25 protein-coding genes and 6 pseudogenes are annotated in these 26,835 nt (G+C 41.4%); 16 read left to right on the top strand and 15 right to left on the bottom strand.

The window, feature by feature from the left end; genetic code table 11:
- A pseudogene (locus JCM19033_RS26630) lies at nucleotides 1–209 on the bottom strand (IS5/IS1182 family transposase); the annotation flags it as partial.
- A 123-nt stretch (nucleotides 210–332) separates the two neighbouring features.
- Between JCM19033_RS26630 and JCM19033_RS26625 the strand changes: the two are divergent.
- Nucleotides 333–458 (top strand): hypothetical protein, encoded by a 126-nt coding sequence (locus tag JCM19033_RS26625; protein WP_269758403.1) that lies wholly within the window; start codon nucleotides 333–335, stop codon nucleotides 456–458.
- Between the two features lie 163 nt (nucleotides 459–621).
- On the opposite strand, the gene JCM19033_RS19130 is transcribed toward JCM19033_RS26625, so the two are convergent.
- Nucleotides 622–1,926, bottom strand: a complete 1,305-nt coding sequence (locus JCM19033_RS19130; RefSeq protein WP_054637500.1) for a globin-coupled sensor protein — start codon at nucleotides 1,924–1,926, stop codon at nucleotides 622–624.
- A 269-nt stretch (nucleotides 1,927–2,195) separates the two neighbouring features.
- Here JCM19033_RS19130 and JCM19033_RS27710 point away from each other — a divergent pair, with 269 nt between their 5' ends.
- The 3 genes from JCM19033_RS27710 to JCM19033_RS19120 all read left to right on the top strand — a co-directional run bounded on the left by JCM19033_RS27710 (nucleotide 2,196) and on the right by JCM19033_RS19120 (nucleotide 3,331).
- Nucleotides 2,196–2,390: a universal stress protein gene (locus JCM19033_RS27710; RefSeq protein WP_306301404.1), complete on the top strand. Its 195-nt coding sequence runs from the start codon at nucleotides 2,196–2,198 to the stop codon at nucleotides 2,388–2,390.
- On the top strand, nucleotides 2,387–2,611 hold the full coding sequence (locus JCM19033_RS27705; RefSeq protein WP_306301403.1) for a universal stress protein: 225 nt from the start codon (nucleotides 2,387–2,389) through the stop codon (nucleotides 2,609–2,611). Before JCM19033_RS27710 ends, JCM19033_RS27705 begins: the two co-directional genes overlap by 4 nt.
- 69 nt (nucleotides 2,612–2,680) lie before the next feature.
- Complete coding sequence (locus tag JCM19033_RS19120) at nucleotides 2,681–3,331, top strand: cyclase family protein (protein WP_374701271.1); 651 nt, start codon at nucleotides 2,681–2,683, stop codon at nucleotides 3,329–3,331.
- 22 nt (nucleotides 3,332–3,353) lie between these two features.
- Here JCM19033_RS19120 and JCM19033_RS19115 read toward each other — a convergent pair whose 3' ends face one another.
- On the bottom strand, nucleotides 3,354–3,944 hold the full coding sequence (locus tag JCM19033_RS19115) for a molybdenum cofactor guanylyltransferase (RefSeq protein ID WP_054637499.1): 591 nt from the start codon (nucleotides 3,942–3,944) through the stop codon (nucleotides 3,354–3,356).
- A 527-nt stretch (nucleotides 3,945–4,471) separates the two neighbouring features.
- On the opposite strand from JCM19033_RS19115, the pseudogene moaA reads away from it, so the two are divergent.
- From moaA to moaD, 5 genes and pseudogenes are all read left to right on the top strand, one after another.
- Nucleotides 4,472–5,424 (top strand): annotated as a pseudogene (gene moaA, locus JCM19033_RS19110) (GTP 3',8-cyclase MoaA).
- 35 nt (nucleotides 5,425–5,459) lie between these two features.
- Nucleotides 5,460–6,749, top strand: coding sequence for a gephyrin-like molybdotransferase Glp (gene glp, locus JCM19033_RS19105; RefSeq protein ID WP_083465593.1), 1,290 nt, complete (start codon nucleotides 5,460–5,462; stop codon nucleotides 6,747–6,749).
- A pseudogene (gene mobB / locus JCM19033_RS26620) lies at nucleotides 6,713–7,072 on the top strand (molybdopterin-guanine dinucleotide biosynthesis protein B); the annotation flags it as partial. The gene glp and the pseudogene mobB, both read left to right, overlap by 37 nt.
- A 153-nt stretch (nucleotides 7,073–7,225) precedes the next feature.
- Nucleotides 7,226–7,699: a molybdenum cofactor biosynthesis protein MoaE gene (locus JCM19033_RS26615; protein WP_054637503.1), complete on the top strand. Its 474-nt coding sequence runs from the start codon at nucleotides 7,226–7,228 to the stop codon at nucleotides 7,697–7,699.
- Nucleotides 7,692–7,922, top strand: a complete 231-nt coding sequence (gene moaD, locus JCM19033_RS19095; RefSeq protein ID WP_054637498.1) for a molybdopterin converting factor subunit 1 — start codon at nucleotides 7,692–7,694, stop codon at nucleotides 7,920–7,922. Before JCM19033_RS26615 ends, moaD begins: the two co-directional genes overlap by 8 nt.
- A gap of 45 nt (nucleotides 7,923–7,967) precedes the next feature.
- Here moaD and JCM19033_RS19090 read toward each other — a convergent pair whose 3' ends face one another.
- A complete protein-coding gene (locus JCM19033_RS19090) occupies nucleotides 7,968–8,198 on the bottom strand; it encodes a hypothetical protein (RefSeq protein ID WP_054637497.1) in 231 nt (76 codons plus the stop codon).
- Nucleotides 8,199–8,229: 31 nt separating this feature from the next.
- A complete protein-coding gene (fdhD, locus tag JCM19033_RS19085; RefSeq protein ID WP_054637496.1) occupies nucleotides 8,230–9,021 on the bottom strand; it encodes a formate dehydrogenase accessory sulfurtransferase FdhD in 792 nt (263 codons plus the stop codon).
- A 446-nt stretch (nucleotides 9,022–9,467) separates the two neighbouring features.
- Here fdhD and JCM19033_RS19080 point away from each other — a divergent pair.
- The 3 genes and pseudogenes from JCM19033_RS19080 to JCM19033_RS19070 all read left to right on the top strand — a co-directional run bounded on the left by JCM19033_RS19080 (nucleotide 9,468) and on the right by JCM19033_RS19070 (nucleotide 13,630).
- A pseudogene (locus tag JCM19033_RS19080) lies at nucleotides 9,468–10,711 on the top strand (OFA family MFS transporter).
- Between the two features lie 60 nt (nucleotides 10,712–10,771).
- Nucleotides 10,772–11,131 carry a DUF2294 domain-containing protein gene (locus JCM19033_RS19075; RefSeq protein ID WP_054637502.1) on the top strand — a complete coding sequence of 120 codons (360 nt, stop codon included), beginning with the start codon at nucleotides 10,772–10,774 and terminating at the stop codon, nucleotides 11,129–11,131.
- Between the two features lie 141 nt (nucleotides 11,132–11,272).
- A complete protein-coding gene (locus JCM19033_RS19070; RefSeq protein WP_054637495.1) occupies nucleotides 11,273–13,630 on the top strand; it encodes an FdhF/YdeP family oxidoreductase in 2,358 nt (785 codons plus the stop codon).
- Nucleotides 13,631–13,693: 63 nt separating this feature from the next.
- On the opposite strand, the gene JCM19033_RS19065 is transcribed toward JCM19033_RS19070, so the two are convergent.
- The 4 genes and pseudogenes from JCM19033_RS19065 to JCM19033_RS19050 form a co-directional block, all read right to left on the bottom strand.
- On the bottom strand, nucleotides 13,694–14,824 hold the full coding sequence (locus JCM19033_RS19065) for an endospore germination permease (RefSeq protein WP_054637494.1): 1,131 nt from the start codon (nucleotides 14,822–14,824) through the stop codon (nucleotides 13,694–13,696).
- A 39-nt stretch (nucleotides 14,825–14,863) separates the two neighbouring features.
- Complete coding sequence (locus JCM19033_RS19060) at nucleotides 14,864–16,057, bottom strand: Ger(x)C family spore germination protein (RefSeq protein ID WP_054637493.1); 1,194 nt, start codon at nucleotides 16,055–16,057, stop codon at nucleotides 14,864–14,866.
- Between the two features lie 22 nt (nucleotides 16,058–16,079).
- Nucleotides 16,080–17,659, bottom strand: a pseudogene (locus tag JCM19033_RS19055) (spore germination protein).
- A 121-nt stretch (nucleotides 17,660–17,780) separates the two neighbouring features.
- Nucleotides 17,781–18,230 (bottom strand): Lrp/AsnC family transcriptional regulator, encoded by a 450-nt coding sequence (locus tag JCM19033_RS19050; RefSeq protein WP_054637492.1) that lies wholly within the window; start codon nucleotides 18,228–18,230, stop codon nucleotides 17,781–17,783.
- Nucleotides 18,231–18,538: 308 nt separating this feature from the next.
- On the opposite strand from JCM19033_RS19050, the gene JCM19033_RS19045 reads away from it, so the two are divergent.
- The gene (locus tag JCM19033_RS19045; protein WP_054637491.1) at nucleotides 18,539–19,114 is read left to right on the top strand and encodes a chromate transporter; all 576 of its coding nucleotides are present in this window, start codon (nucleotides 18,539–18,541) and stop codon (nucleotides 19,112–19,114) included.
- The gene (locus JCM19033_RS19040; protein ID WP_054637490.1) at nucleotides 19,111–19,647 is read left to right on the top strand and encodes a chromate transporter; all 537 of its coding nucleotides are present in this window, start codon (nucleotides 19,111–19,113) and stop codon (nucleotides 19,645–19,647) included. Before JCM19033_RS19045 ends, JCM19033_RS19040 begins: the two co-directional genes overlap by 4 nt.
- Nucleotides 19,648–19,825: 178 nt before the next feature.
- Here the strand turns inward: JCM19033_RS19040 and JCM19033_RS19035 are convergent, their stop codons facing one another.
- Nucleotides 19,826–20,398, bottom strand: coding sequence for a phosphatase PAP2 family protein (locus JCM19033_RS19035; RefSeq protein ID WP_157049974.1), 573 nt, complete (start codon nucleotides 20,396–20,398; stop codon nucleotides 19,826–19,828).
- A 167-nt stretch (nucleotides 20,399–20,565) separates the two neighbouring features.
- On the opposite strand from JCM19033_RS19035, the gene JCM19033_RS19030 reads away from it, so the two are divergent.
- Nucleotides 20,566–22,116, top strand: a complete 1,551-nt coding sequence (locus JCM19033_RS19030) for a BCCT family transporter (RefSeq protein ID WP_054637488.1) — start codon at nucleotides 20,566–20,568, stop codon at nucleotides 22,114–22,116.
- 65 nt (nucleotides 22,117–22,181) lie between these two features.
- On the opposite strand, the pseudogene JCM19033_RS19025 reads toward JCM19033_RS19030, so the two are convergent.
- A pseudogene (locus JCM19033_RS19025) lies at nucleotides 22,182–23,385 on the bottom strand (nitrate/nitrite transporter).
- 39 nt (nucleotides 23,386–23,424) lie between these two features.
- On the opposite strand from JCM19033_RS19025, the gene JCM19033_RS26610 reads away from it, so the two are divergent.
- Nucleotides 23,425–23,547, top strand: a complete 123-nt coding sequence (locus JCM19033_RS26610) for a hypothetical protein (protein WP_269758402.1) — start codon at nucleotides 23,425–23,427, stop codon at nucleotides 23,545–23,547.
- A 244-nt stretch (nucleotides 23,548–23,791) separates the two neighbouring features.
- On the opposite strand, the gene JCM19033_RS19020 is transcribed toward JCM19033_RS26610, so the two are convergent.
- The 4 genes from JCM19033_RS19020 to JCM19033_RS23790 all read right to left on the bottom strand — a co-directional run bounded on the left by JCM19033_RS19020 (nucleotide 23,792) and on the right by JCM19033_RS23790 (nucleotide 26,818).
- A complete protein-coding gene (locus tag JCM19033_RS19020) occupies nucleotides 23,792–24,967 on the bottom strand; it encodes an iron-containing alcohol dehydrogenase (RefSeq protein WP_054637487.1) in 1,176 nt (391 codons plus the stop codon).
- Nucleotides 24,968–24,981: 14 nt separating this feature from the next.
- Complete coding sequence (locus JCM19033_RS26605; RefSeq protein WP_269758401.1) at nucleotides 24,982–25,551, bottom strand: hypothetical protein; 570 nt, start codon at nucleotides 25,549–25,551, stop codon at nucleotides 24,982–24,984.
- A complete protein-coding gene (locus JCM19033_RS19015; RefSeq protein WP_269758400.1) occupies nucleotides 25,452–26,489 on the bottom strand; it encodes a sodium:solute symporter in 1,038 nt (345 codons plus the stop codon). The genes JCM19033_RS26605 and JCM19033_RS19015 overlap by 100 nt, the downstream gene beginning before the upstream one ends.
- Before the next feature lie 140 nt (nucleotides 26,490–26,629).
- Nucleotides 26,630–26,818: a hypothetical protein gene (locus tag JCM19033_RS23790; RefSeq protein WP_198153576.1), complete on the bottom strand. Its 189-nt coding sequence runs from the start codon at nucleotides 26,816–26,818 to the stop codon at nucleotides 26,630–26,632.
- Nucleotides 26,819–26,835 lie beyond the last annotated feature (17 nt).

Genomic DNA, 26,835 nt, shown 5'->3' with positions numbered 1-26,835 from the left:
GATTTTCTGGTCAAAGATCCAGTTACTTACGTTGAATGGGTTGTTCTTATATGCTTTTTCTTCTCTTTGCGATACATGTCGTATGTGATGAGTGGGGTTCGCTGACGATTGTTAAACACGTCTTCATAATTCTGTTCACTTCCATAACCCGCATCAGCCACGATATAAGATGGCAAAGAGAAAAAATCTTCCTCATTTGTGTTCAAAAAAGAGTTTATAAGAAAGGTCCATCGGCAAAACAACTTGATTCATGTAATAATCTTTAAAACATAAGGATACCTCTGATTCTGTTATTTTGTGGTGATTTAACTTTATCAGAAGGTATCCTTTTTGTGTACATATACGTCGGTGGTTCAAACATCACGAGACGCCTGCGGGAAAAGCAAGAGCTGAAGATCCGCCGGGGCGATTTTTCACGGCTAGCTGAAGCCTTGCCCGCGGCAAAGAAGACACCGTGAAGCGAATGAAATGAAGCTTGAACGGATGTCGCACTTGTGCCTTTAGGTGCAAGCGAGTGTATTTTTGAACAATCAACTATTTAAAATACTTCCTATAGCAAAAGCCCTCACCGACGGTGAGGGTCCTTCTATTTAGCGGAGTTTTGTCCCAGACTCTTTGTAATTATTCCTGTTGTTTGCTTGTTAAATAAGACAATTCTTCAGCGGACAAAGACAGATGGTTTATCGCTTTCCCCACTTCATCTATTCCCTGAAGGAAAGAATGAAGTTCTTTGTCAATAAGATGACTCTGTTCTTTACTATGCTTCATTTCGAAAACAAACTCTTCAAAGAGGGTATTAATATCTCTCATTTTGCTTGAACTGTTGGCAATAAGGCTATTTACTTCCGTAACAAACGTAGAAACATTATCAATTTGAGCCTCGGTTTTAACAATTAAGTCGTCAACACTGGAAGCTTTTGTTTTTGTTTCATTAGCCAGCTTTCTCACTTCCTTTGCTACGACAGCAAAGCCTTTTCCGTGTTCACCTGCTCTCGCAGACTCTATAGAGGCATTTAATGCTAAGACATTTGTATGATCTGCTATTTGAGTAACCATGCTTACTATACTTCCAATTTGTTTGGATACAGCTTTCAGTTGGTTGATCTTCTCAATGATCCTAGTCATACTGTCATCAATTTTAATCATAGATTCTTGGTGAACTGTTAAATCATCTTTCCCGGATACTGATTTTTCTTCCACGATCGCTGCCGCTTTCGCCCCGCTCATTGATAGCTTGGAAATATACTGTGATTTTGAAAGAATTTCTTCAAGAGAGGCCGTCGTTTCTTCTGAAACAGCAGCCAGTGACTCCGTCATTTTCCTAATTTCCTCATGAAGACGGTTTTTCTCTTTTTCTTGTTCGTCTCTTAATTCATCATGCTGTTTCTGATAAGCATCCAAAACGAGCTGCTGTTCAATATTGAGTATTTTTGTCGTGGCTTTGATTGCTTTATTATAATCTTCTCTGTTCTCTATGGTTTCATCAAACAGGGAAATCAATGATAATAATAAGTCTTGAAAAGCACACATGTACCACTTTGGCTGAAGGCCAATATGCAAATGAACTTGAGCAATTTTACTTCTCTTGTCAAAGAAAGCTTGATCAATCACACCGGTAAACATCTCCTCTATATGAATCGTAAGGGTTTGGCTTAACCGGTCTATCGAACTGTTGTCATTGATAATTTTAGTAAGAGAGCTTTCCTTCTCTAAGTTTTTGTAGAACTGAGCCACAATTTTTTCAATATTTTCCTTCACAAGAGGACGCAGCTTCTGCAGAACCAGGAGATCTTCCACTTGTAAATCAATCATGGATAGTTGCCTGCTAACCTCTCTGTTTTCACTCCAAAGAACAATTTCCCCCTCATTTTCTTCCAAACGAAACAAAGCTGTATCTTCTTTACTCTTTCTCTTTTTAAGCAACAACCTTTTCACCCCTCTGCAGACCAAAAAAAGCCTGCTTATCTCACAAGAATTAGATTTATGTACCTATTTATATGATAATTTTACCAGTTAATAAGACCATATGCACCTGTTTATTGTCAGAACTTTGTACCTAACTGTGCCGAAGTACTATAAACATAAAAAGGTGGTTATTCTTATAGTGTTTTATAAATGAAGATCTTGAGATGTTTAACCTCTTTCCAGACATAAGCTAATAGTAAGTTATAAATTTAAGGAAGGTGAAAGCATTAGTGTACAACCATATTTTATTAGCGGCAGACGGGTCAGACCATGCTTTCCGGGCAGGAAAGCAGGCAGCGCAGCTAGCAAAAGCAAGTGGAGGGAAAGTTGATGTAGTTTATGTAGTGGACGGGGAAACGTCGAAAGCAGACAACCTGAATCATTCTTACCAATATGTCCTCGAAAAAAAAGAAGAGAAAAGTTGAAGAGAGTAGAGCTTGTGCTGAAAGAAGAAAAGACATCCTATAATATTGTCTTTTTACACGGAGAACCGGGGCCCGCCATTATAAAACATGCAAACAACAAATCCTATGACTGCCTGGTAATAGGAAGCCGTGGGCTGAATAATCTGCAAAGCCTGGTTCTTGGAAGTGTAAGCCATAAGGTTGCCAAAAGAGTTTCTTGCCCGGTTATGATTGTAAAGTGAGAATCTTGAATTTTACAGTTGAGGAAACGGTGGAAGCCTTATAAGCTTGGAAGAAAGGGGGAAATAAATTTGAAGTATACAACCATTATTGATCTTTCCATGCCTGTAACGACACAAACGCCTATTTACCCTGGCGATCCCAAACCGGAAGTAACTCCATCAGCAACCATTGAAGGAGAAGGCTATAACGTCAGTCACCTGCATATGGGAAGTCATACTGGAACCCACATTGATGCGCCTTACCATTTTCGCAAGGAAGGAAAGAAGCTTGATGAAATTCCCCTTTCTACTTTTGCAGGGGAAGGAGTGGTACTGGATGTTACAGGTAAAGGGGAAGGAGAGTCTATTACATTAAACGACATTCTCCCTTATTCAGCCAGGCTGGCTCCTGACAAGATTGCCTTGATCTATACTGGATGGGATAAATACAGAGAAGATGAGAAGTACTACAGACATCCGTATATAAGTGAAGAAGCAGTGGTGTTTATGCTTGAAAAAGGTGTGCGGGTATTTTTCATTGATGCGCTTAACATTGATGTCCCGGATGGATCTTCGTTTAAGGGCCATGAGTTAATTACTGAGGTTAATGGAATTATCGGGGAAAACTTTGCGAACTTTCACTTGATAGATTTTGAAAATCCATTTGTCATGGCTTTGCCGCTATCCTTTCCAGGCTTGGATGGGTCACCAGTACGAGCAGTAGCCTTAAAGGCAGATTAGCAAAGGAGGGAAAGGACAAATGTCACTTCCCCTCTTTGTTATTTTCCCATTCCTCTGGCCGGTTGATGTTTATAAAAGCTTTTTCTTCAGGTTCAAAAGTGACATAGTGAACATTGATTTCCTGAAAAAGCTCTTTCATGCTTAAGCTTTTGTTTCTATTAATAATTTCTTTTAATGCCGGCAAACAGCTGCGGTGATAGATCCCGTGCAGCGGCTGGAATTTCTCTCCTGATATAGGGATGTAGGCCTGGATAGGAGAGGGTTCCACGATGTGAGTTTTCATCCTTCTGACAAAAGCTGGCGAAACAAAAGGTACATCCGCTGCCAAGAGAAAAACCCAGTCACATTCAGGAAGCTGTTCCCCTAGGACATGATAAAGGGCATAGAGAGGGCCTTTATGCATTTCTTTTTCAATCAGTATTCCGGCCTTTTCCGTCTGAAAAGCTGGGGCAAGGCTTTCATTACTTAAAATAAACACATCGCAAATGCCCGCTTCTGAAAAAGCTTCCACACTATGCTCATAGAATGCCTTTCCATTATAAATTTCAAACATCTTGGGTCTTCCGTAACGGGAAGACTTTCCACCTGCAAGTACTACACCTGCTATATTCATTCTTTCACCAGCTCCTCGGCAAAATGAGGAGGAAGTATTACCTTTTCCATTCCCCATGTAATTTCCGGTTAAGATCGATCAAAAAGGCCACATGTTCTTGTTAATCTTCAGGCGGCATCGTGAAGGAGGATTGCTTGGCCTGCAGATTCTGATTTATTATTTGATACTCAATAAAATGATGATTTGTCATATGGATCACAAGGTGAACAGCTTGACCGCTATTGTCTGATTTGCTATTCATATTGTAAGTTGTAAGTAATGTTCAGTACACAAGCTGAAGAATGATTTCATTGATTACACCATTAGAATGGTGCATATTGTGAAATCACCTTTCTTTTTGTGTTAGAATAAGTCAATAATGCTAGTAACGATTGCCAATCTTAATGTGATTTTAACAGAATTCATAAAGCAGCAAACATTTATTGCAGGATTTTCATCCTTTTAATTAAGCAGGAGGGATAAGCGTGGCAGCCAGAGAAGTCAGTGATCAGTACTATCGTCCGCTGCAAGATTTGCGGATTTCTATAATGGATAAATGTAACTTTCGCTGTTCCTATTGTATGCCTGCAGAAATATTCGGAGAAGACTATGCTTTCCTGCCTGAGGAAGAGCTTCTTTCCTTTGATGAAATTGTCAGACTAACAACGGAATTTACGAAGCTTGGTGTGAAAAAGCTCCGTCTGACAGGAGGAGAACCTTTGCTGCGCAAAAACGTTCCAGCCTGATTGAAAAGTTGTCAGCCATTTCAGGAATAGAAGATATAGCATTAACAACAAACGGCGTTCATTTAGTAAAGCAGGCTCCTGCACTGAAAGAAGCCGGCCTCATGCGTGTGAATGTAAGTCTTGATGCTTTGGACACTGAAATATTTCAGCATATGAATGGAAGAAAAGTAAAGCCATCAGCAGTTTTAAAAGGCATTGATGCAGCTTTGGCTGCGGGGCTGCATGTAAAAGTAAACATGGTGGTAAAAAAGGGAGTTAACGATGGCGAAGTAGTAAAGCTAGCTTCCTATTGTAAAGATAAGGGTATAACCCTTAGGTTTATAGAATTCATGGACGTCGGCACAACAAATGGCTGGGACTTTTCACAAGTGGTTACAAAAAAAGAGCTGATGGAGAAGGTTTCTGCGATCGCGCCTTTAGAAATCTTAGAAAGGGATTATTTAGGCGAGGTTGCTTCAAGGTATAGATATAAAGGATCGAAAGCAGAAGTAGGATTTATCTCTTCTGTTTCAGATACTTTTTGTGGAAATTGTACAAGAGCCAGAATCTCAGCAGATGGAAAACTCTTTACTTGTCTTTTTGCTGAAGAAGGCCATGATCTTAAAGAATATATTCGCTCCGGAGCCAGTAATCGGGAAATCAGTAATTATTTAACTGACATCTGGAAGAAGAGAACTGATAAGTATTCTGAAGAGCGGACGGCAGAGACGGTAAATAACCGAAAGAAAATAGAAATGTCTTATATCGGGGGGTAGCCACTGCCCCTTTTTAGTTAGAGGAGGGAAAGACCGTGGTAGAAAAAAGGAAACCCATACCAGTAGAAGATGCTGTAAACAAAGTAATGGACTTAGCCAAGAAAGGGAAAAAAGAGATGGTTCCGATCGAGGAAGCCCATGGCCGCTATCTGGCAGAGGATTTAATTGCTGACCATGATGTGCCTTCTTTTGACCGCTCTCCTTACGATGGTTTTGCCATTAGTGCAGAAGATACTAAAAATGCAAGCAGTGATCATCCTGTCACTTTTGAAGTTGTCGGTGAGATCGGTGCAGGTTCTTTATTTGAAGATAAGGTGAAGCCTTTTCAAGCTGTACGCATTATGACGGGGGCTCAGCTTCCGAAAGACTGTGATGCCGTTGTTATGCTGGAGCTTGTGAAGGAACATGGAGAGAAGGACAACCCTCTAATCGATATTAAACGTACTTTTCAAAAGGGTGACAATATCTCTTTTCAAGGAGAAGATACGAAAAAAGGAACAGTGTTAGCTGAAAAAGGCTCCTATATTAATCCCGGAGTATCAGCTTTGCTTGCCACTTTTGGCTATAAAGAAGTCCCTGTTGCCGCAAAACCTGTTGTGGGAGTGATTGCCACAGGAAGTGAGCTTCTGGAAGTGGAGGAAGAGCTGGTTCCAGGGAAGATCCGTAACAGCAACGCTTATATGGTTCTCGCCCAAATTGAAAAAGCGGGAGGAGAAGCTGAATATTTTGGGAAGTTTGAAGATGATTTTGAGGCATGTTTGCAGGTAACGAAAGAAGCATTATCCAAAGTGGATATGTTAATTACCACCGGAGGAGTTTCGGTCGGCGATTATGATTACGTGCCTGAAATTTTTAAAGCTCTGGGGGCTGAAGTGCTGTTTAATAAAATAGCGATGCGTCCTGGAAGTGTAACCACTGTAGCCCACACAGATGGTAAATTTATTTATGGTCTCTCTGGAAACCCTTCAGCCTGTTACGTAGGGTTTGAATTATTTGTGCGGCCAGTTCTTCATACCGCTTTTTACCGCAGAGCGCCTCATTTACGAAAAACTAAAGCAGCACTGGGGGCTGACTTTCCAAAGCCTAACCCATTTACTCGCTTCATTAGAGCTAAGATAGAGTACGAGGAAAATAAGCTCCTTGTTTTTCCTTCGGGGCTTGATAAATCGGGTGTTGTTACTTCGCTTGCTGCAGCAGATGCACTAATTGTTCTCCCTGGTGGTACAAGAGGTTATGAGCAGGGAATGATCGTTGACGTTCTGCTTCTAGAAGATTTTCAGGGAAGTGAATGGCCGTGGACCAACATTGTCCAGTCTTACAGATAGTCGGTTACCAAAATAGTGGAAAAACAACCCTGGTCGAAAAGCTGATAGAAGCTGCTTCGGCTGACGGGATGGAGATAGCTACAATAAAGCACCACGGTCATGGAGGAAAGCCTGACACTGAAATAACATCAAAAGACAGCCGTCGGCACCGTCTGGCCGGCGCTTCTTTTACAGTAGTAGAAGGTCAGGGAGTTCTTCAGATGGAGGGTGTCCGTTCGAAGTGGTCCCTTGAAAATCTTATTGAGTTGTACCAGTATTTTCAGCCCGATGTTATTCTGGTTGAAGGGTATAAAGCCGAAGATTATCCAAAAGTTGTCCTAATAAGAGACAGTGAAGATTTATCATTACTTGAAAACGTAACGAACGTTCTATGTGCTGTGGTATGGACACCGGTTGATATTGAGAACGTAAAGACTTTCCCGATTGAAGCACAAGAGCAATATATCAAATATATTCTAGATACAATGAGGATTAACATGGCAGACAAGCTTTTTGAAGTGACGGACAAATCATTTTCCATAGAAGGAGTCATCGATAAGGTAGTCCGGAGAGACTGCGGAGCAATTGCTACTTTTATTGGAACAGTGCGCGAGCTTACCCATGGAAAACGAACCCTTCGGCTTAAATATCAAGCGTACGAATCGATGGCAGTTAAGACGCTTGAAGATATTGGGAAAGAGGTTCAGGAAAAATGGCCCGGTTCAACCATTGCTATTACTCATAGAGTTGGGATGCTCGAAATCACAGATGTGGCAGTGGTGATTGCCGTTTCCACTCCCCATCGGAAAGCGGCTTATGAAGCAAATGAGTACGCTATGGAGAGAATCAAGCAAATAGTACCTATCTGGAAAAAGGAGTATTGGGAGGACGGTACAGAGTGGGTAGGGGATCAGCTTGAGCAGACCCCATATCCGAAAGGCGCACCTGAGAAAGGAGAAAATCATGATTAAGATCCTCTTATTTGCAAGACTGCAGGAGGTTATCGGCAAGGACCAGGTAGAGGTGGAAAAAGCAGGATCAACAGTCAGTCATTTAAAAGAGTGGCTTCAAGAAGAATACGCAGTGGGGCTGGAAAATACAATGACAGCAATTAACGAGCAATATGCCTATGACGATGAAGTTGTCCAAGAAGGAGATACCATCGCATTTATACCTCCAGTAAGCGGAGGATAATAAAACCCCAAGCCTTACCTTAAAGGAGGCTTGGGGTTTTGCATGTTATGCTCTTAGCAAGGAACGAAGCTTGCCATCTCGTTCCTGTCTTTCTTCTTCTGAAGCCAAATCGTATTTTTTCAATAAATGAAAGAGCTCGTTGAGGGAAGGCTGATCAGGATGACTGTTAAGGAAATCCTTGCTCCCTTTGTACAACTCACCTGGAAGAAACTCCTTTTGATCTGAAAGCTTTTTAAAAACATCCTCAACAGAATGATCGATATTACAAGAACCCATAAATATCACCTTTCTTTTTACTATTTACATGCTATTTTAAAACAATCCGGGATGGATGAGAATACACATTAAACGAGCTGCCGCGGATAAATCCAACTGCAGTGATATTTAAGTCTTCCGCCAGTTTTATAGCCAGGTCAGTAGGAGCAGACTTGGATAAAACAATACCAACGCCTATTTTTGCTGCTTTTGTTAATACCTCTGACGAAATTCGGCCGCTGAAAACAAGAATTTTATCGCGAACTGGTATCTTATTTAGCAGGCAGTGGCCGTATAATTTATCAAGAGCATTGTGCCTGCCGATATCAGTACGGCTTACAATCATTTCTTCTTGAGTACAGATAGCTGCATTATGCACTCCGCCTGTCCCCTTGAATACATGGCTGCTCTCCTGCATTTCCCTCATAAGGCTGATGCATTGCTCCGCTGTGATCGTTGTCTCCACTGTAGACGTTTTCGCTGTTTTTACATCATTATGAAAATAAAATTGACGGCTTTTTCCACAACAGGAGCCAATAAAGCGTTTGGAATACATTTGCTGGTTCATGATATTTTGATGATGAAGCTCTACATACGCGAATCCTTTTTCTTCATCAATGGAAAGCTTGTTTATATCATCCCTCAACCTGATAACTCCTTCAGAAGCTAAGAAACCTGCCACCATTTCTTCCAGATTAACTGGTGTGCATACCATGGTAGCAAACTCTTCATTATTGACGTGGATGGTTAAGGGAAACTCCGTGACAATGTCATCCTCAAGATTATGAAAATCCTGGTCCCGGTATTTCACGATAGACCTCTTTAAGCTCATTTCCTGGGGCATAATATTTCACCTCTTTATATAGACCATATGTGGCACCTGACAAGGAACCATATCTCCTGGCTACACTATAAACAGATTCTTCAGGAAGACACAACCCTTATCCTTTTTCTCCTTTATATTACAAAAATGTTACAAACTTGTCAGGTGCCAGGCACCCTTTTTAATAATGTGTATAAAAATTGAACTTTTCTTCGGAAAAACTATTGAAACTGCTTTCAAAAGGCGGTATTATTTATATGAATTCAAGAAATTGTAACAATTAAGATACGAGATAGCGGCCCTGTCATCGATTTTAGTTGCTGCAATTACGGATATAAAAAGCGATTACTGTTGGTATTTCAGAGCAGCGAACCTGCGTGAAACTAACCGTTGCGTTTCTTTTTGGGATTTTTTAATCCTGGGAAGTAATAGCAGCGGTTTTTTATTTGGAGAAGGAGTGGGGAACAATGGGGAAAACAAAAAATCGCTGGCTCATAGCGCTGGCAGCTGTTGGAATTCATATTTCAATTGGTTCAGTGTATGCATGGAGCGTATTTACCAATCCCTTAGCGGAAGAGTACGGATGGAGCTTAAGTGCGATTTCTTTAACCTTTAGTATAGCGATTGCATTTTTAGGACTGTCTGCAGCTTTTATGGGTCACTTCGTTGAGAAGTATGGTCCAAGGGCTTCAGGACTTGTTTCAGCGACATTCTTTGGAATTGGAATTGTTGGTTCAGGATTTGCAGTAACTGTAGAATCTATTGGGCTATTGTATCTTACATACGGAGTATTAGGAGGAATCGGTCTTGGAGTGGGCTATATTACTCCAGTTTCCACACTGGTGAAATGGTTCCCTGACCGCAGGGGATTGGCAACGGGCTTAGCAATTATGGGCTTTGGCTTTGCTGCATGATTGCAAGTCCGATCATGGCCACGTTAATTGACTCAGTCGGTGTAGCCAGCACATTTTATATTCTGGGTGTTTCTTATTTTGTCATAATGCTTGCCTCAGCTTTGTACCTTGAAAGACCACCAAAAGGTTACATGGAGGGTGTGGGGAATGCTAATAAGAAAGCAGCTCCAGACCTTGCTCAGCTCACTGCAAATGAAGCAGTAAAAACAAGACGTTTCTGGTATTTATGGGTCATGCTTTTCATCAATGTAACATGCGGGATTGCCATCCTTGCTATTGCCTCCCCTATGGCACAGGAAATTGCGGGACTATCTGCCGCAGCAGCTGCAACGATGGTTGGTATCATGGGCTTCTTTAACGGAGCAGGCCGATTAGGATGGGCCTCTATTTCAGATTATCTTGGACGCCCGAATGTCTATACTGCTTTCTTTGCCATTCAGATTGTAACATTTATGATGCTTCCATCAGTGACCCATGCTTTGGCTTTCCAGCTTATCTTATTTTTAATTATGACTTGCTACGGCGGCGGTTTCGCTTCAATTCCTGCTTATATTGGCGACATCTTTGGAACAAAGCAGCTTGGAGCGATTCATGGTTACATTTTAACAGCCTGGGCTTGTGCAGGACTGGTTGGTCCCCTTCTTGCTTCCTACGTGCGTGAGGCAACTGAAAGTTACGCAGCTACACTGTATATCTTTGGCGGAATGTTTATTCTAGCTTTAATCGTTTCTCTTGCGATTCGAGTTGATATTAAACAGCTGAGACAGCAAAACGAGGAGCAAAAGCTCGCAAGTTGACAATTGACAGTCAGACATCTACCCTTTTACTATAATAAACTGTAAAAAGGTTGGAGAATGATGGGTAAATATGAGGCTGAATTTAGTAACTTAGTCAGGTCGTTTCGGAAAAAGCATATGGGTAAAGGGCCCAGTAAAATTAGTACAACCTTTTGCAAGAACTGGGCAATATGTGAAATGGAAGGGAATTTATCCCCAATTGAGAGGTTTATTGCGAGTGCTGATGAAGGAAAACAAATGCTTCGGGCTGCACGAACAGAGATGGTAAAGGATATGTATCGCAAAAACCCTCCACGTGAGATGGAGGAATTCCTGGGATGCAGGTTTGTTGAACTGTTTGTTGACATCGATATAGAACAGGACAAAGGAATGTCAATCTTTGTGTTTGATGAAAATCTTGAAGAGAAATTTTCGAATTAAATATTGAGGTTTGGCACTTGGCAGCGTCCCTGTTAAAGACTTAACCACCGTAGCATTTTAGTTTTCTAAAGTGTACGGTGGTTTTTTATAAGAAAACATATAGTGACATTAAAGATCCGAAAGATAAAAGGAGTGTTATCAATGGGGAATACGAAGCATAACGGCCCTATGAAGAAATCAAAAAAGCCAGCACCGGAGCACTGGGTAAGTCCTGTGCCCTTTGGACTTGGAAAAGTAAAACCAAAACATATCCGTGATTCATTTAAAACAATGTGGGAGAACAAAGATAACCTGGGGTATGCAGCAAACATCATCACAAAGGGCGTCTGCGACGGCTGTGCCTTAGGAGTATCAGGTCTGTATGACCAAACGTTAACAGGCCCGCATATGTGTACCACAAGATTTAACGTTCTCCGTTTAAATACGATGCCTGCCATCAAAGAAGAAATCCTTCATTCTGACATAGATGAATTAAGAAAGTATTCAAGCACTGAGCTGCGGAAGCTTGGACGTATCCCTTATCCTCTTATCCGCCGGCCAGGAGAAAGAACATTCTCCCGAATTGAGTGGGATGAAGCAATGGATATGGTTGCTTCGAAGATGAAAAAGCTGGATCCAAAGCAATACGCGTTTTATTTAACATCTAGAGGGATCACCAATGAATCTTATTATGTAGGAGCAAAGGTTTCTCGCTTTTTAGGAACCAATAACATAGACAATGCATCTCGTATCTGTCATTCACCAAGTAAAACGGCATTAAAACGCTCTGTAGGGGTAGGAGCTTCGACAGCAAATTATCAAGACTGGATCGGCACAGATGTTCTTTTGTTCTGGGGAAGCGTGGCTTCAAATGCTTCACCGGTTTCTACTAAATACATGCTTGAAGCTAAGAAAAAAGGTACGAAAATTATCGTCGTGAACCCGTACCGAGAGCCTTCTATGGATGAGTACTGGGTCCCTTCAGTAACAGAGTCAGCTCTGTTTGGCACGAAAGTAGCAGACGACTTTTACCAAGTGAATATAGGCGGAGATATCGCCTTCATGCATGGCATTATGAAGCATTGGTTTGAGATGGAAAAAGCCGAGCACGGTTCCGCGGTTAACCATGAGTTTGTAAATGAGCACGTAAATGGGTATGAAGAGCTTAAAACTAAAGTAGAAGAGCAGTCCTGGGAAGAAATCATAACGTCCTCAGGTGTGAGTAAAGAAAGAATTATTGAACTGGCCGAGCTCCTTGCCAACAGCAAAAATGCAGTGTTCGCATGGGCACTAGGTTTAACGATGCATTCTTTTGCTACAGATAACATCTCTCAAGTGGCAAACCTTGCCTTGTTACGTGGATACCTGGGTCGTAAGTACAATGGCTTAATGCCATTTAGAGGACACTCCTCTGTTCAAGGAAGCGGTGAAATGGGAGCAGACCCATTCGTTCTTCCGGGAGGCGATTTTAAAGGAGATAACATTGAGAGAATTGAAAAGCTGTGGGGCTTTGACCTTCCAAAATGGCAGGGAGATATTGTTGGTGTTACCCTTGAGAATATTGTTCTTCCAGAAGATCACGAAAGAAAAATAAAGCTTTACTATTTATCTGGTGGTAACTTCCTTGAGACAATGCCTGAGCCTGATTTTGTAGAAAAGGCATTATCTGAACTGGACATCAGGGTTCACCAGGATATTATATTAAATACCTCCACGCTTGTAGACGCGAAGGAAGCTGTCATCGTTCTTCCTGCAAAGACACGTTACGAGCAGGAGGGGGGAGGAACCTCTACCTCAACAGAAAGAATGGTTTATTTCTCGCCTGAAATCGAAGGGAATAAAAATAGAATTGAAGAAGCTCGTGCGGAGTGGAAAATTTACGTTGATTTAGCCAAACGCGTGAAACCGGAAACAGCTCATTTGGTTGATTTTAAAGACGGTCAGCAAATACGTGATGAGATTGCGAAGGCAAACCCAAGCTATGATGGAGTTCAGCACCTGAAAAAACAAGGGGACGTGTTCCAATGGGGAGGCGCATGGTTATGTGAGGATGGAATCTGTCCAACACCTGATGGAAAGGGTAACTTAATTACTGTGGACATTCCAAACTTAAATAAAAAACCAGGAGACTTTTATATCACCACGAGACGAGGAAAGCAGTTTAACTCTATGGTGTATAAAGAAACAGATCCATTTAACCAGGCAGAAAGATATGACGTACTCATAAACAAAGAAGATGCCAAAGAGCTTAGTGTAGAAGAGGGCGAGGGTATTGTCGCATACAATCAGTTTGGTGTATTCCAGGGGCGTGCAAGGTTTGCAGATATTGCGCGAGGAAACCTGGGTGTTCATTTCCCAGAAGGTAACTTCCTCCTTCCGAAAGGCCGCTATGAGAAGTTTGCCGGCATGCCAGATTATAATATTGCCGTGAAAGTGGAAAAGGCAGATCGATTTAATGCGCGCAAGGATACAAAATACCTTGAAAAGCCTGTGGAAGATTTAGAAACAACCGTAAGCTAATATATACTATTTAAGCCCGAAAAGCCCATCTTTTCGGGTTTTTTTCTTTGTTAAATGAAAGGGCTAGGAGCTGGCTGATTGATTACTTTTTTTTCTGCTGAAGAAGTTCTTCATTACAACAATGACAGCTAACAAAAGGGGGATTATTATTTGAAAAGGAATATGCAGGTAGTAAGGGACCCATTCAAGCCCTACTTGAAAGTGTTCGATCGTATTATCGGCAATGATTAATGATGGTATATAAATCATGCCCGCTACTGTATAGGTGACCCATCCTTTTTTCTCTTCGGTGTTAAAGACTGTAGATAAGCTGACAATAGCTGCGTAAGCAAAAATTACAATTTTAAAAAAACCACCGACATGTAAAATTACGACAGCAACAGGGTCGATGCGCTGAATGAAGTCCCTGATGTTTATTTTTTCTACCACATCAAGTAACGGAAAAGCTGAGTATTGAGTAATTTCAGGGGTCATAACGGCAATGATTAAACTCATAAGCAGGGAGAGAAATAAACCAGTGAACAGGATGGCTCCTAAGCCAACCTTGATAACAATGTTGTTCTTGTACTGACTAACATAAGGGAGAAGCGCAGTAAAAGCGATTAACTCCCCAAAAGGAAATGCGATAAGCAAGGGGAAGACTACAGAAAAAACATTTGTCCACCCATCTTCCAGGACAGGCTGGAGGTGCTTTACGTTTGGTAAGTCACCTACTAAAACGAAGATGGCAAAAGCTAACGCTATCACAAAAACGATTGGAAAGAATATTTCAGAGGTCCGGGCTATTACTTCAAAGCCGGCATAGCATCCATAGATAACAACGAGGATCATCAGTAAAGAGATAACAAACATTGGTGTTTCCGGGATCAGTTCAATGATGACTAAGTCAGCAAAGTCCCGTAGGACTCGCGCCCCTATATAACAAAAGTAAAGAGCATACAAAAAACCTACAGATTTCCCTAAAAAGGTTCCAAGGATTTTTTCTGCATATTTGGAAAGGGGGAGCTCCGGATATTGAGTGAACAAGTAGGCATACATTAAAAATAAAAGCATGCCTGCAGCCATTCCTAAAAGAATTGCAATCCAGGCATCCTGTTTAGCATCAATGCCTACTCCAACGATGACAGCACTTCCGGACTGAAAAAGGGCCATTAAAAAAAACAGCTGTATTAATCCAATTCGAGCTTTCTGCATCCTTCCTCTCCTTCCCTCTTGGATAAAACCACAGGATTATTATTTTTTCTTTTCATAAATAAAGGATTCAGTCAATGTGCCTGTATGGTGAATGGAGAAATCGACGTTAACATTTACATGTAGATCTTCAAATTGAGTATTCCAATCATTTTTTACACTTTTCCAGTAGGCAGGATCATCTCTGCGGATGTGTTCTCCAAACCCAAAAATGTCGCTTCTAAAATCAGTTTGTGCCCGGGCAATCGAATCCATGGATATTGTCTTAATATCATCAGCTATCTCTTTTTCAAGTTTTTCAATAGTGTGAGGGTCAGATAAATCAATGGCACAAGTGACTTCAGCGATGTTGCCCTCTGTGGAAATGATAACGTCTATCTGAGGTTTGCCGTTAATCACCTTTGCCTCAATGTTGCTTTCTGAACGGATCACTTCAAAGGTAAGTACGCCATCCTTACAGGGAATCACACCTAAGGTGCTTTGCACATTGCCGCGGATATAGTTATAGCCTTTGCTTTGATCTTCCGTCATCCAGCCGACCAGTTTTCCCTCCCGAAATGCAGCCAGGTTTTGAAGCTTCAGCACTGCCTGGGTTTCAATGCTTTCCACATGTTCTCTGCTACCGCCTATCTCCTTATCGCCAACAACCCTTATACCAGTTACTACAGGGTTATCCCCATCAAGTACCAGCTGTTCCACAATGTCATCGATTTGCATTCCTTTGGTGGGAGCCCAATTTTCTTCAGAAAAAGTGATAGAGGAAAATACCTTTTCTGCAGGAATTTCTTCCACTCTAGTTAACACCTTTAATATTTCCTTTGCTTGTTGGTCTCTGCTGATAACGACAAAAAAATCAGTCCTTACTTGATGATCACGGAAAAAGAAGTCCAATACTTCAGCAAAGTCCTCCTTGGCGATCTTCTCACTAATGACGATGACTCTGATATGCGCCAAATAAAGCTTTCGAGGAATATCAGTGGTTAACCCACGCAACCCTTCAAAGACAGAGGCACCTGTTACTCTATGCGTGGCTACCGGTGCCCGATCTGTCCGCTCTTCCTCCACGTTTTGGGCGGGGTTAATAATTTGTGCTGTGATTTCATAAGTGTCGTCCGTTTTATCAATGGCGATCATTGAAGCGATAGATAACTCATCAAGCTCTTTGGCATTCCAGCAGCCAGCCAGAGGTAAGAGCAAGAAACAACAAAGCAAAAGCGTGAAGCATTTTCTCCCCATTTCCAACGCCTCCTCATTGCTTCTAATTACTAGGTGATTCAGGCTGGGGTTTTGGTGTTTCATTTCTTAACACATTCTTCTTCGACATAAAGCCAGGACGTGTCTTTAATGTCCACCATGGCAGGCGGAGGATTGTATCTTTCTGCTCTTCTCCCTGTAAAGGAGTTAAAGGTGCCATATAAGGAACACCAAAGGATCGAAGCTTACATAAGTGAATGGTTAACGCAATTAACCCAAAGAGAATGCCTATGAGCCTAGCACGGAAGCAATGATCATAAAAGCGAACCGTAATAGCCGTACCGGAATCGACATGTTGTAATTTGGCATGATAAAGTTAGCTATTGCTGTGATTGCTACGACAATCACCATAGCTGAAGACACGAATCCTGCTTCAACAGCTGCTTGCCCAATGACGAGAGCCCCTACAATGGAAATGGCTGATCCTACGGCTCTCGGCATTCTTACTCCGGCTTCCCTTAATATTTCAAAGGTTAATTCCATTAAGAAAGCTTCCACCACAGCGGGGAAGGGAACACCCTCCCGTTGGGCCGTAAGTGTGATTAACAACGGGGTAGGGAGCATTTCCTGATGAACGGTAGTTAAGGCTATGTAAACAGACGGAACTAATAAGGATAGAAAAAAGGATACATAGCGCAAGATTCGTAAAAATGAAGAAATATCGAATTGAAAATAGTAATCCTGTGGTGATTGAAAAAATTGAGTGAATAGGGCAGGCACTAATAGAACAAATGGAGTCCCGTCTACAACAATAGCAACCCTGCCTTCTAATAAGCCTGCAACGGCAGTATCGGGCCTTTCAGTGTTGTAGATCGTAGGGAAAGGTGTGTAATAGCCATCATGTATTAATTCCTCCAACTGTCCGCTTTCTATGACAGCATCAATGTTAATTCCATCTATTCTCGTTTTTACTTCATGTACAACGTTTTCACTGACCACATTATTGAGATACACTATAGCTACATCTGTTTGAGATTTTTTTCCGATTATTTTTTTTTCTATCCAAAGATTAGGATCTTTAATACGACGCCGAATCAACGCCAGGTTTGTTTCTAACGTTTCGTTAAAACCTTCTTTTGGCCCTCTGACAACTGTTTCAGTAGTCGGTTCTTCAAGCCCGCGTTCCTGCCAGCCTCTAGTATCAATAGCAAAACATTTAGCATAATGGTCTAAGAGAATAAGTGTGTTTCCTGAAAGAACGTTATTATAAAGGTCGTCAAAATTTTCAACAATATCTAGCTCGCCGCTTCTTAGGAAAGAATGGTGCAAGTATTCAAACAGGTCCACATGAGGCGGAATGGAAGAAGTTTTCTTAGTTTCTACCATTAAATTATCCAAAATGTTGTTTTGGACGGTGTTATCATTGATCAACCCGTCCGTATAAATTACCGTAACCTTCATATGATAGCCTTTTTTAAAGGTGAAGTGCCTAAAAATGATATCAGCGCTTGATCCTAAAGCTTCAGTTATAGTTTGAACATTTTTATCAAGAGAGGTAGATAAATTGTTAGTATCATCAGAGGACTGTTGACTGCTTTCTGGTTTTTTCAGCTTTTTTCTTACTGAAGTAATTTTCACTGTCATCCTCTCCTGCCAGCCAGAATTATCAGTTGTAGTTTTAAGCAATATCAACAATATTATCCAAAGGATTACGATGAATAAAAAACAAGGGATGTAGGTATTTTTTCCTCTACATCCCTTGTTTTTATAATTTAAGTCCTGTCCTGCTTTTAAACCTTCGTAATAATATATGGCTCTCGACCCTTGTAATTCCGTTTAATTCATATAATTCTTCATTAATAAATTGTTCAAGCCGGGTGAAGTTTTCGACTAACACATGCATATGAAGGGTGCTCGGACCTGTCATTTGATAGCAGCTGGCTACGCTGGGGTTTTCAACAAGAGCTTCTGCGACCGATACAAGGTGGGAAGGCTCACAGTCTACTTCAAAAAAAGCGGAAACAGCTTTGCCGGCAAGCTCAGAATTAATGACGACACTGAACTTCTCAATCACTCCTTTTTCCTGTAAAACCTGCACACGGTCACGCACGGAAACCCTTGATATATTTAAGCGCTTGCCAATATCGACATAAGACATACGTCCATTTTCAATCAGGCATTCTAATATTTTTTTATCAATCGAATCTAATTCCATGATTTTCACCTACATTTCTGCAAGGTAATAGGGTTTTGACAAAGCTGACGGCACTTGGAAAACAAGTGAAGTGAGTTGCTCTTTAGGGTAAAAGAGCAGTACAAAGCTAAGCTGGGGTTACTGCAGCATAACAACAATTTCCAATAACAAATAGTATAAACAGTATAACAAGAGAATTATCAAAAAGAAATTAAAATATAAATTTAATTACCATAATGTTTGGATTGGTAAATATAAATATACATAAGTTAGGTTAAATGTGCTACTATGAGTACAAAAGAACATCAAGAAAAAGGGGAGTGAGAAAGTTGCTACAAATGAAGATATTCCTCGCTTTTTTCCGGGTGGGAATCCTTGGCTATGGGGGCGGACCTGCTTCTATCCCACTCGTTTATAAAGAAGTTGTGGATCATTACAAATGGCTGTCTGAAGATGAATTTGGAGATATATTAGCGTTGGGAAATACACTGCCAGGTCCGATAGTAACGAAGCTTGCTGGATACATAGGTTTTTCTGTCGGTGGTGTTATTGGAGCAATAAATGGAGTGATTGCCATTGTTATGCCTACTGCATTAATGATGATTGCTTTTTTTGCGGCTCTTGCAAATTTTCAGGATGCTCCCTGGGTAACAGGCTTAACAAATGGTGTTCTCCCTGTAGTGACAGTGATGATGGCTGTACTGACTAAAAACTTTGTCACTAAGTCCCACTCAGATTTAGGGTGGAAGTTCGCAGGACTACTGTTGCTTATTGGGATAGTTATCATTGGCGTGTTTGATTTCCATCCAGCTATTCTTATTGTCATTTTAATTATTGCTGCTCTGATTAAACGAGACCCTTTAGAGAAGAAGATTAAGGGCAGGGAAGGAGGAAAAGAAGAATGATATATGTAGAAATTTTTATAGCCTTCTTCCTTCCGGGAATATTAGGTTACGGCGGCGGTCCGGCCTCCATTCCGCTCATACAATATGAGGTAGTGGAACGGTATGAGTGGATGACCGTTCAGGAGTTTAGTGAGGTTCTTGCCATCGGTAACGCCCTCCCAGGTCCTATTGCTACAAAAATGGCAGCATTCATTGGGTATGAGGTAGGAGGCTGGCTAGGTGCCGGAGTTGGTTTATTTGCAACCATTGCCCCTTCTCTTGTCATGATGATTGCCTTGGTTGGATTGCTATATAAACATAAGGATTCACCAAAAGTAAAAAGACTGACGCAATATGTGCGGCCGGTCATTGCCGTTTTACTGGGAATATTAACTATTCAATTTTTAGCTGGTTCTGTAGAAGGCGGCGGTATCCTTCATACTATTATTTTGCTTGTCGGAAGTTATTTTTTATTGGAGAAATGGAAGGTTCACCCTGCTATCGTTATTGTTATTTCAATTGCGTACGGGGTTTTGTTTCTTTCAGGCGGGTAAGTAAAAAGGATTGGCCATGAGTGAATAAACCACGGCCCATCCTTTTTATTAAAAAATTATCCTGGTGGGATGACTGATCTCTCTGCTGAATGTCTCGAACTCTCTCTTCTGCGCAAAAGGACTTCTAAAGCAATGATAGAAGCACCAAGCCATGCACCGCCGACAGCATATCCGGCAATTACATCACTGGGTAATGAACCCCTAAATAGATACGGCTTAGACCAATGAGGAATATTAAGATAGTGAAAGCAATGACTGTTATTGACTTGGCTGCTTTACTTTGAAGAAACAAAACAAAATAGTATCCCAGCATTCCGTATGCAATGATAGCCATCATCGCATGTCCGCTCGGAAAACTGTATCCAGACTCCACTACAAGGGGGTTGATGTCCGGACGTTCTCTGTGAATAATCCATTTTAGCAGCCAGTTGAGTCCTCCACCCGCTGCGACGGTAAAGATGTAAAGAATACCTTCCCAGGTCTTCTTAAAAATAAACAACATAAGTGACGTAATTATCACCAAAATGATCAAAGCTTGAACAGATCCCAAATAAGTAATCGCGTTAAATGAGTCTGTTAAAAGTGGTGTAATCCATGATTGAACCCAGGTAATGATTGCAAAGTCAAATTGCTGAAGTAGATTAGGGTTTAGTTCACTTGCCAAAAGCTGTGTTAACACCATAAATAAAAGAATCAAAATACCGATTGTCACAAGGTACTTGCCGTACTGTTTTAAAAATTCCTGTCTCAAAACCACTCACCCCAATAATATGGACTGCTTTTTTTCTATTCCTCTTCTTTTCAGCTTCAACACATAAAATTATCATATTTTTGTTACATGGAAAAAAATATATATGCATGTATAAGCTCTTCTTAATAATCAAACGCTAGGGAAGAGGATGAAAGGAGAGCTTTGTAATGTCTAAAGTAACAAGCGTTTTTTGGATATCAATGGTTATTGCGCTTGGTTTTGTGTTGTGGGGTGTTATTTTGCCAGGTCAGCTAGAAGCCGCCATGGATACAGCCCTTGCATTTTTCCTGGAGAACTTTGGCTGGTTTTATCAAATAGCAGCAACATTCTTTTTACTATTTGCTCTTTATTTAATCATCAGCAAGTACGGGAAGATCAAGCTTGGAAAAGATGAAGACAAACCAGAGTTCAGCCGCCCAACATGGATCGCCATGCTATTTAGTGCAGGAATGGGAATAGGACTGTTATTTTTTGGGGTATCTGAACCGATTTCACACTTTGTCAGTCCGCCTATGATAGCGGGAGGAACAGATGACGCAGCAATCATGAGTCTTCAGTATACATATTTGCATTGGGGATTTCATGCATGGGCCATATACGCCACGATAGCCCTTGGACTTGCTTATTTTAAATTTAGAAAAGGATACCCTGGGTTAATTAGCTCTACACTATATCCACTACTTGGGGACCGAGTAAAAGGACCAATTGGCGTCATTATTGATATTGTAGCAGTATTTGCCACCATATTTGGAGTATGTGCTTCCTTGGGGTTAGGGGCTGCTCAAATAAACGGTGGATTGAGCTACCTTACAGGTATCCCTAATAACTTTACGATACAACTGATTATTATTGCGGTTGTTACTTTATTATTTATTTTTAGCGCAGGCACTGGAATCAAAAAAGGAATTAAATATTTAAGCAACACGAATATGGTTCTGGCAGTAATATTGTTCTTTGCCCTGTTATTTCTCGGTCCAACGGTATTTCTTCTGGAACTGTTTACAACCACGTTTGGGAGCTATATCCAAAACCTTCCCGCCATGGGACTTAGGCTTGCTCCTTTTAATGAAGGGGATGCCGAGTGGTTTCAAGGGTGGACCATTTTTTACTGGGCTTGGTGGATCGCCTGGGCACCGTTTGTAGGAACGTTTATTGCAAGGGTATCAAAAGGAAGAACGGTTAGAGAATTCGTGGTGGCGGTGCTGATCATTCCTGCTGTTGTTTGTACTCTTTGGTTTGCTGTATTTGGGGGTACAGGGATATTCTATGAATACACAATGGGCCTTCCTGTTTCTGAGCAGGCTCTGGAGACCGCTTTGTTTTTTGTATATGAACAAATTCCATTGGGAGCCATTCTGGCCATAATTACTGTATTTTTAATTAGTACATTCTTTATAACCTCCGCTGATTCAGCTACTTTTGTGCTTGGAATGCAAACAACAAATGGAGGGATTAACCCTCCAAACGTTGTAAAGTTCAGTTGGGGTTTTGTGTTAGCTGCATCGGCAGCAGTGCTTATGGCTTCGGGAGGGCTTGAAGGATTGCAGACTGCGATTATAGTCAGCGCTTTTCCTTTAACTATCATATTATTTTTCATGACGTTTTCCATGTTGAAAGCCTTTAAAGGAGAAGTAAAACCAGAACCTACCGGCGGCAAACTGCCAAAGATTAAGTTAAGAAGAAGAAAGGGAATTAAAGAAGAAATAAAACCAACATAATAATAGCAAAAAAGGCTGAATGAAGGAGAACCAACATTCAGCCTTTCTTTATTAAGAAGAGAGGATTATATTTGTACAGATTTTCCTTCAAGTTTCCATTCTCTTCTCCAGCCAGCCTGTGCAATTAAAAGAAGTCCAAGGGCACACAGACCTGTGAGTGATAGAACAATGAAGCCGCTGGCGTACGTCCCAGTAAGGTCTCTCAAAGTACCAAGAACATTTGGAAGGAAGAAGCCGCCAACACCGCCTGCAGCCCCAACAATGCCTGTTACCATGCCAATTTCTTTTTGAAAGCGCTGAGGAACAAGCTGGAAAATTGCTCCGTTGCCCATTCCTAAACATCCCATACCAACAAAGAGCAACAATGTTACTAATGCTAAAGGAGGCAGGAAGCTGACACCGAGCATACAGATTGCTACCCCTACAAACAGGAAGGTTAATAACTTTACACCGCCGATTTTATCAGCAATCAATCCGCCAACTGGACGCAGGAAGCTTCCCGCAGCAACGACCAGCGTTACAAATTCGCCGGCACGAACAGCTGCTAAGTCGTATTGGGAAACAAAGAAGTAGCTTAAAAAACTGGACAACCCGACAAACCCGCCAAACGTTACACTGTAAAGGATACAAAAATACCAGGCGTCTTTTTCCTTAAGTACTTTAAAATAATCTAAGACAGGCTTTGGCTTTGGCTGATTAGGAGGTTCTTTAGCGATAAACATATATGAAATCAAAACCAGAGTTAAAGGGATAAGTGCTAAACCAAATACAGCATTCCAGCCGTACAGCTCTGCAAGACGTGGACCAAACAATGTAGCAAGAAGGGTACCACTGTTTCCTGCTCCTGCTATCCCCATTGCCAAACCTTGCAGTTGAGGAGGATACCAGCGACTTGCCATTGGAAGAGAAGCAGAGAAGCTTGCTCCAGCAACACCAAGCAGGATACCAATCATGTACAATTCAGCAATTGTAAAGCCAAACAGCCATCCCCAGAATAAGGTATCATTGTTACAATCATTCCACCGATGGCTGTTTTTTAGGACCGAAGCGGTCTGTGAGAATACCCATAATAATTCGGAACACCGATCCTGCTAGAATAGGGATCGCAACAATAAGCCCGACTTGTCCTGCTGTTAAGTTAAAATCTGCTGTCAGGTAGGCTCCTAAAGCACCTAATAAAACCCAGATCATAAAGCTAATGTCAAAGTACAAAAAGGCCGAAAACAACGAAGGGGCGTGTCCACTCTTTTTCAAGTCCGACAGTTTCATGTTTCGATAATTCCTCCTTATTTGGTGTGTGAGTTCATTATGACAAAAATAAGTAAGTGGCAGTCAGATTATGTTAGCTTTACTCACATGGTTTTTATCGGAAAGAAAACGATAGAGTGGGAGGAACGTGCAGACAATGTGAAAGAGGAGTATAAGAGATAAGAAAAACCCCTGCCAGTTTGTCGGCAGGGGTTTTTACTTTGTCGTCGAACAAAGATTCCTAAATGGGGTATGTAAAATCCTATACTATTATAGTTTAATAGGTTTAGAAAATATGTCAATATCTTCTTGGGAAAATATACATAATATTTTGTTCCGTCAATTGTAGAATGGAAAGCGATGTTCTTCACTGATAGAAACGTAATCGAGAAAGCAGGAAACCCCGCTTTCTCGTAAATTTTTGCTTTTACTTCCCAAGGGAAAGTTCACCAAAGTAGGCTGCCTGGTAGACTTGAAAAATATCATTCTGGCTGTAGGGTCTTGGGCTTCTTTGAAGCAGCCGCTTTTGCTTGATTCCTTCTTCAGCGAGTAAAGGTATGTCTTCTTCTTTTACTCCAAACCTATCAAGTGTTTGAGGAATACCTGTATCTCTTACGATCTCCTGCAGAGCCTGAACGGCTGACACAGCGGCCTCTCGGGTACTTAATAGTGAAGCGTCTACGCCTAATGCATCTGCAAGGTCAGTCATTTTTTCCATACATGATGGCCAAACAAAATCAAATACATAAGGAAGCATGACAGCATTTGATTCCCCGTGGGGGATCTTATACAGTCCGCCTAATGGATAAGCCAACGCGTGGACTCCCGATACACCAGCATTATAAAAGCTTAATCCAGCGAGAAGGCTTCCCCACGCCATCTTATTTCTGGACTCTTCGTGACTGCCATGCCACACGGCGGTCCGAATATTTCTGGAAATCAGCCTAACCGCCTCAAGAGCCAGCGAATCTGTTAAGGGGGTGGCATTAACTGAAATATAGGCTTCTACAGCATGAGTTAACGCATCAACACCTGTAGAGGCTGTTATTCTTGGCGGAACTGTATACGTGAGTTCAGGATCTAATACGGCCACGTCGGCTAACAATAGTGGGTCAGTAATAACGTCTTTTGTTTTTTCTAAGGAAAAAACAGAGATATCGGTCACTTCTGCCCCGGTTCCTGAGGTAGTAGGGATAAGCATTTTAGGAAGCCCTTTGTTTTCAAGCTCGCGGCTGCCGGTAAGGTTGAGGAAGTCCCCCGGCTCTCCTTCATTGCCGTAGAGGACAGCGGCGGCTTTGGCAACATCCAGGGAACTTCCCCCTCCAATGCCGATCACAAAATCGGCATTGCTTTCTTTTAATGCTTGTACCGCTTCTCTTCCTGTTTCAAGTGGCGGTTCTGGTACTAGGTCGCTGAAAATAGAGTAGGAGACTTTCGCATCTTTCAGCACGTCTTCCAGTTTGCTTAAAATGCCTGCCTGTATGATTCCAGGATCAGCAAAAATCATTACGTTACCTGCGTTAAAGTTTTGAAGCTCTTGAGGAATATTCTTTAAAACTCCTTCTCCAGATAATATTTTAATAGGAGAGACAAACTGATGCATAATCAAATTCCTCTCTATAAAGATTCTGTTTTGCCCGGGTTAAAGACACGATCAATCTCGTGCTGTGCCGGTTTTGGAGTGACAAGAGACAGAACAAACATAAGAGTCAAGCTGACAAGCACTCCGATACCAGCTGCGGCAAATGGGTTGTCGAGTCCTACACCAAGGTAGACGATCCAGTAGGTAGAAGTACCAACCAGCATAGAAATAATGGCAGCTGATTTTGTTGCTCTTTTCCATAGAGTACCGATAACAAGCGGCCCTGCAGTAGCAGAAACAATCGCCCCGATCCCGATCCATAGATATACTGCCAGGTATTGCGGCGGTGTCCATGCCATCCAGATCGCAGCACCAATGACTACGAAGGTTCCGTAACGGCTGATCATCAGTTCTACCTTTTCAGCTTTTTCAGTTGTAATATTGCTTCTTGGTACAATTGTTTTTCTGTAAATATCGTTGGCAAGTAATTGTGTTAATGAAACGATTAAACCGTCAGATGTTGACATAATGGCTGAAAGAACTGCAATAGCGAAAAAGGCTGCAATAATTGGCGGAAATAATTCACTAAACAGGACTGGAACCACCTGGTCAGGATTAATATTAGCTCCCGGTCGATCACAGCGATTCCAAGCATTCCACCTAATGCCATTAATGGAAGAGTAGTGGCGATAACTGTACAGTACATAATCAGTTTCTTTAAATCTTTTCCTGATTTAACAGCCATGAATTTGTTTCCTAGATGAGGAAGAATACTAAAAGGTATATGGGCAATGAATAAAAGAATGACAAGCCATGCAGCGCCATATGTATCATGCCCAGGGATAAATAAAGTATCAAAGCCGCCTTCAGGCTTTCTCTCATTTATTGTATCTATCATACCAGAAAAACCGCCATCAACACCGTATCCCATTACAAAAACGACAACGACTACTACGGCAATAATAAGCATTAAAAAGCCTTGAATGGCATCAGTTAAAATATCAGAATGAGAGCCGCCTAAGAACACGTAAACAGAAAGAACGATCCCTGTTAATATCAAGCCAACACCATAATCAATTCCCATCATAGTTTGGAACATGGTTGCTGCGGCAACAAATTGGGATACAACATAAAAGATTAATAAAATTGAAATAACAGTTAAAATAATTCGTAAGAAATCACTGTTAAATCGTTCACCCATAAATTCAGGGATTGTCCTTGTACCAAACTGGTCTCCAAAACGTTTAATAGTTTTAGCCACAAACACCATACCTATAATAGTGGCGATAGGGTACAAGAGGGGATACCATAAGCTTGGTGCCCCGATATCGTATGCAAGGCCCGGCATTCCCATAAAGGTAGAACCACTGGAAATACCTGCGCTTATAACTAATGCAATGGTGAGTGGGCCATAAGTTGAACGGGCTGTTGCGAAATCATCGGCGTTATCAGTCCTTTTCATGCCGACCCACCCAAAATATAACATGACTCCTATAAAGAAAACCATAAAAATCCAGGAGTACATAACGATCGTACTGTCCATGGTGCATAACCTCCTTTAGATGTGCTGTGTTTTATTTTTTTTCGTCTTCATCGAGCAGGTTTGTTTTCCATAATAAAACAAACATAAAGATCCAGGTAGATAGAGTGAGAGTGACAATCCAATAGAGCATAGTCATGATCTTAATCCTCCCTTATCGTAGTAAAGAATGAATGAATTTCTGGATATTTATCCAAATTCTCTGCATGTCCGGAAACAGGCTCATACAGCATTGTTCTTGTTTGATTCTTTCCTGTATGCTTTTGCAGATATACTTCATAAGGCAGATAGGCTGTTTTTTCTTCTATCAACTCCACCTCGGCACATTCCAAACTCTCGCATAGTGGAC

Source organism: Thalassobacillus sp. C254 (genome assembly GCF_001310615.1).
Note: the sequence above shows the minus strand (reverse complement) of the source record. Positions and strands in the feature narration are given on the sequence as shown.

Bases quoted from the DNA above. Each gene is read 5' to 3' on its own strand.
- fdhD (WP_054637496.1), bottom strand. From the start codon at position 9,021: ATGCCCCAGGAAATGAGCTTAAAGAGGTCTATCGTGAAATACCGGGAC.
- JCM19033_RS19075 (WP_054637502.1), top strand. From the start codon at position 10,772: ATGGGTAAATATGAGGCTGAATTTAGTAACTTAGTCAGGTCGTTTCGG.
- moaD (WP_054637498.1), top strand. From the start codon at position 7,692: ATGATTAAGATCCTCTTATTTGCAAGACTGCAGGAGGTTATCGGCAAG.
- JCM19033_RS19115 (WP_054637499.1), bottom strand. From the start codon at position 3,944: ATGAATATAGCAGGTGTAGTACTTGCAGGTGGAAAGTCTTCCCGTTAC.
- JCM19033_RS19030 (WP_054637488.1), top strand. From the start codon at position 20,566: ATGTCTAAAGTAACAAGCGTTTTTTGGATATCAATGGTTATTGCGCTT.
- JCM19033_RS19020 (WP_054637487.1), bottom strand. From the start codon at position 24,967: ATGCATCAGTTTGTCTCTCCTATTAAAATATTATCTGGAGAAGGAGTT.
- JCM19033_RS26610 (WP_269758402.1), top strand. From the start codon at position 23,425: ATGACAAAAATAAGTAAGTGGCAGTCAGATTATGTTAGCTTTACTCAC.
- JCM19033_RS19090 (WP_054637497.1), bottom strand. From the start codon at position 8,198: ATGGGTTCTTGTAATATCGATCATTCTGTTGAGGATGTTTTTAAAAAG.
- JCM19033_RS26615 (WP_054637503.1), top strand. From the start codon at position 7,226: ATGGCAGACAAGCTTTTTGAAGTGACGGACAAATCATTTTCCATAGAA.
- JCM19033_RS19060 (WP_054637493.1), bottom strand. From the start codon at position 16,057: ATGGGGAGAAAATGCTTCACGCTTTTGCTTTGTTGTTTCTTGCTCTTA.
- JCM19033_RS19040 (WP_054637490.1), top strand. From the start codon at position 19,111: ATGATATATGTAGAAATTTTTATAGCCTTCTTCCTTCCGGGAATATTA.
- JCM19033_RS19065 (WP_054637494.1), bottom strand. From the start codon at position 14,824: ATGCAGAAAGCTCGAATTGGATTAATACAGCTGTTTTTTTTAATGGCC.
- JCM19033_RS19070 (WP_054637495.1), top strand. From the start codon at position 11,273: ATGGGGAATACGAAGCATAACGGCCCTATGAAGAAATCAAAAAAGCCA.
- JCM19033_RS19015 (WP_269758400.1), bottom strand. From the start codon at position 26,489: ATGGACAGTACGATCGTTATGTACTCCTGGATTTTTATGGTTTTCTTT.
- JCM19033_RS19050 (WP_054637492.1), bottom strand. From the start codon at position 18,230: ATGGAATTAGATTCGATTGATAAAAAAATATTAGAATGCCTGATTGAA.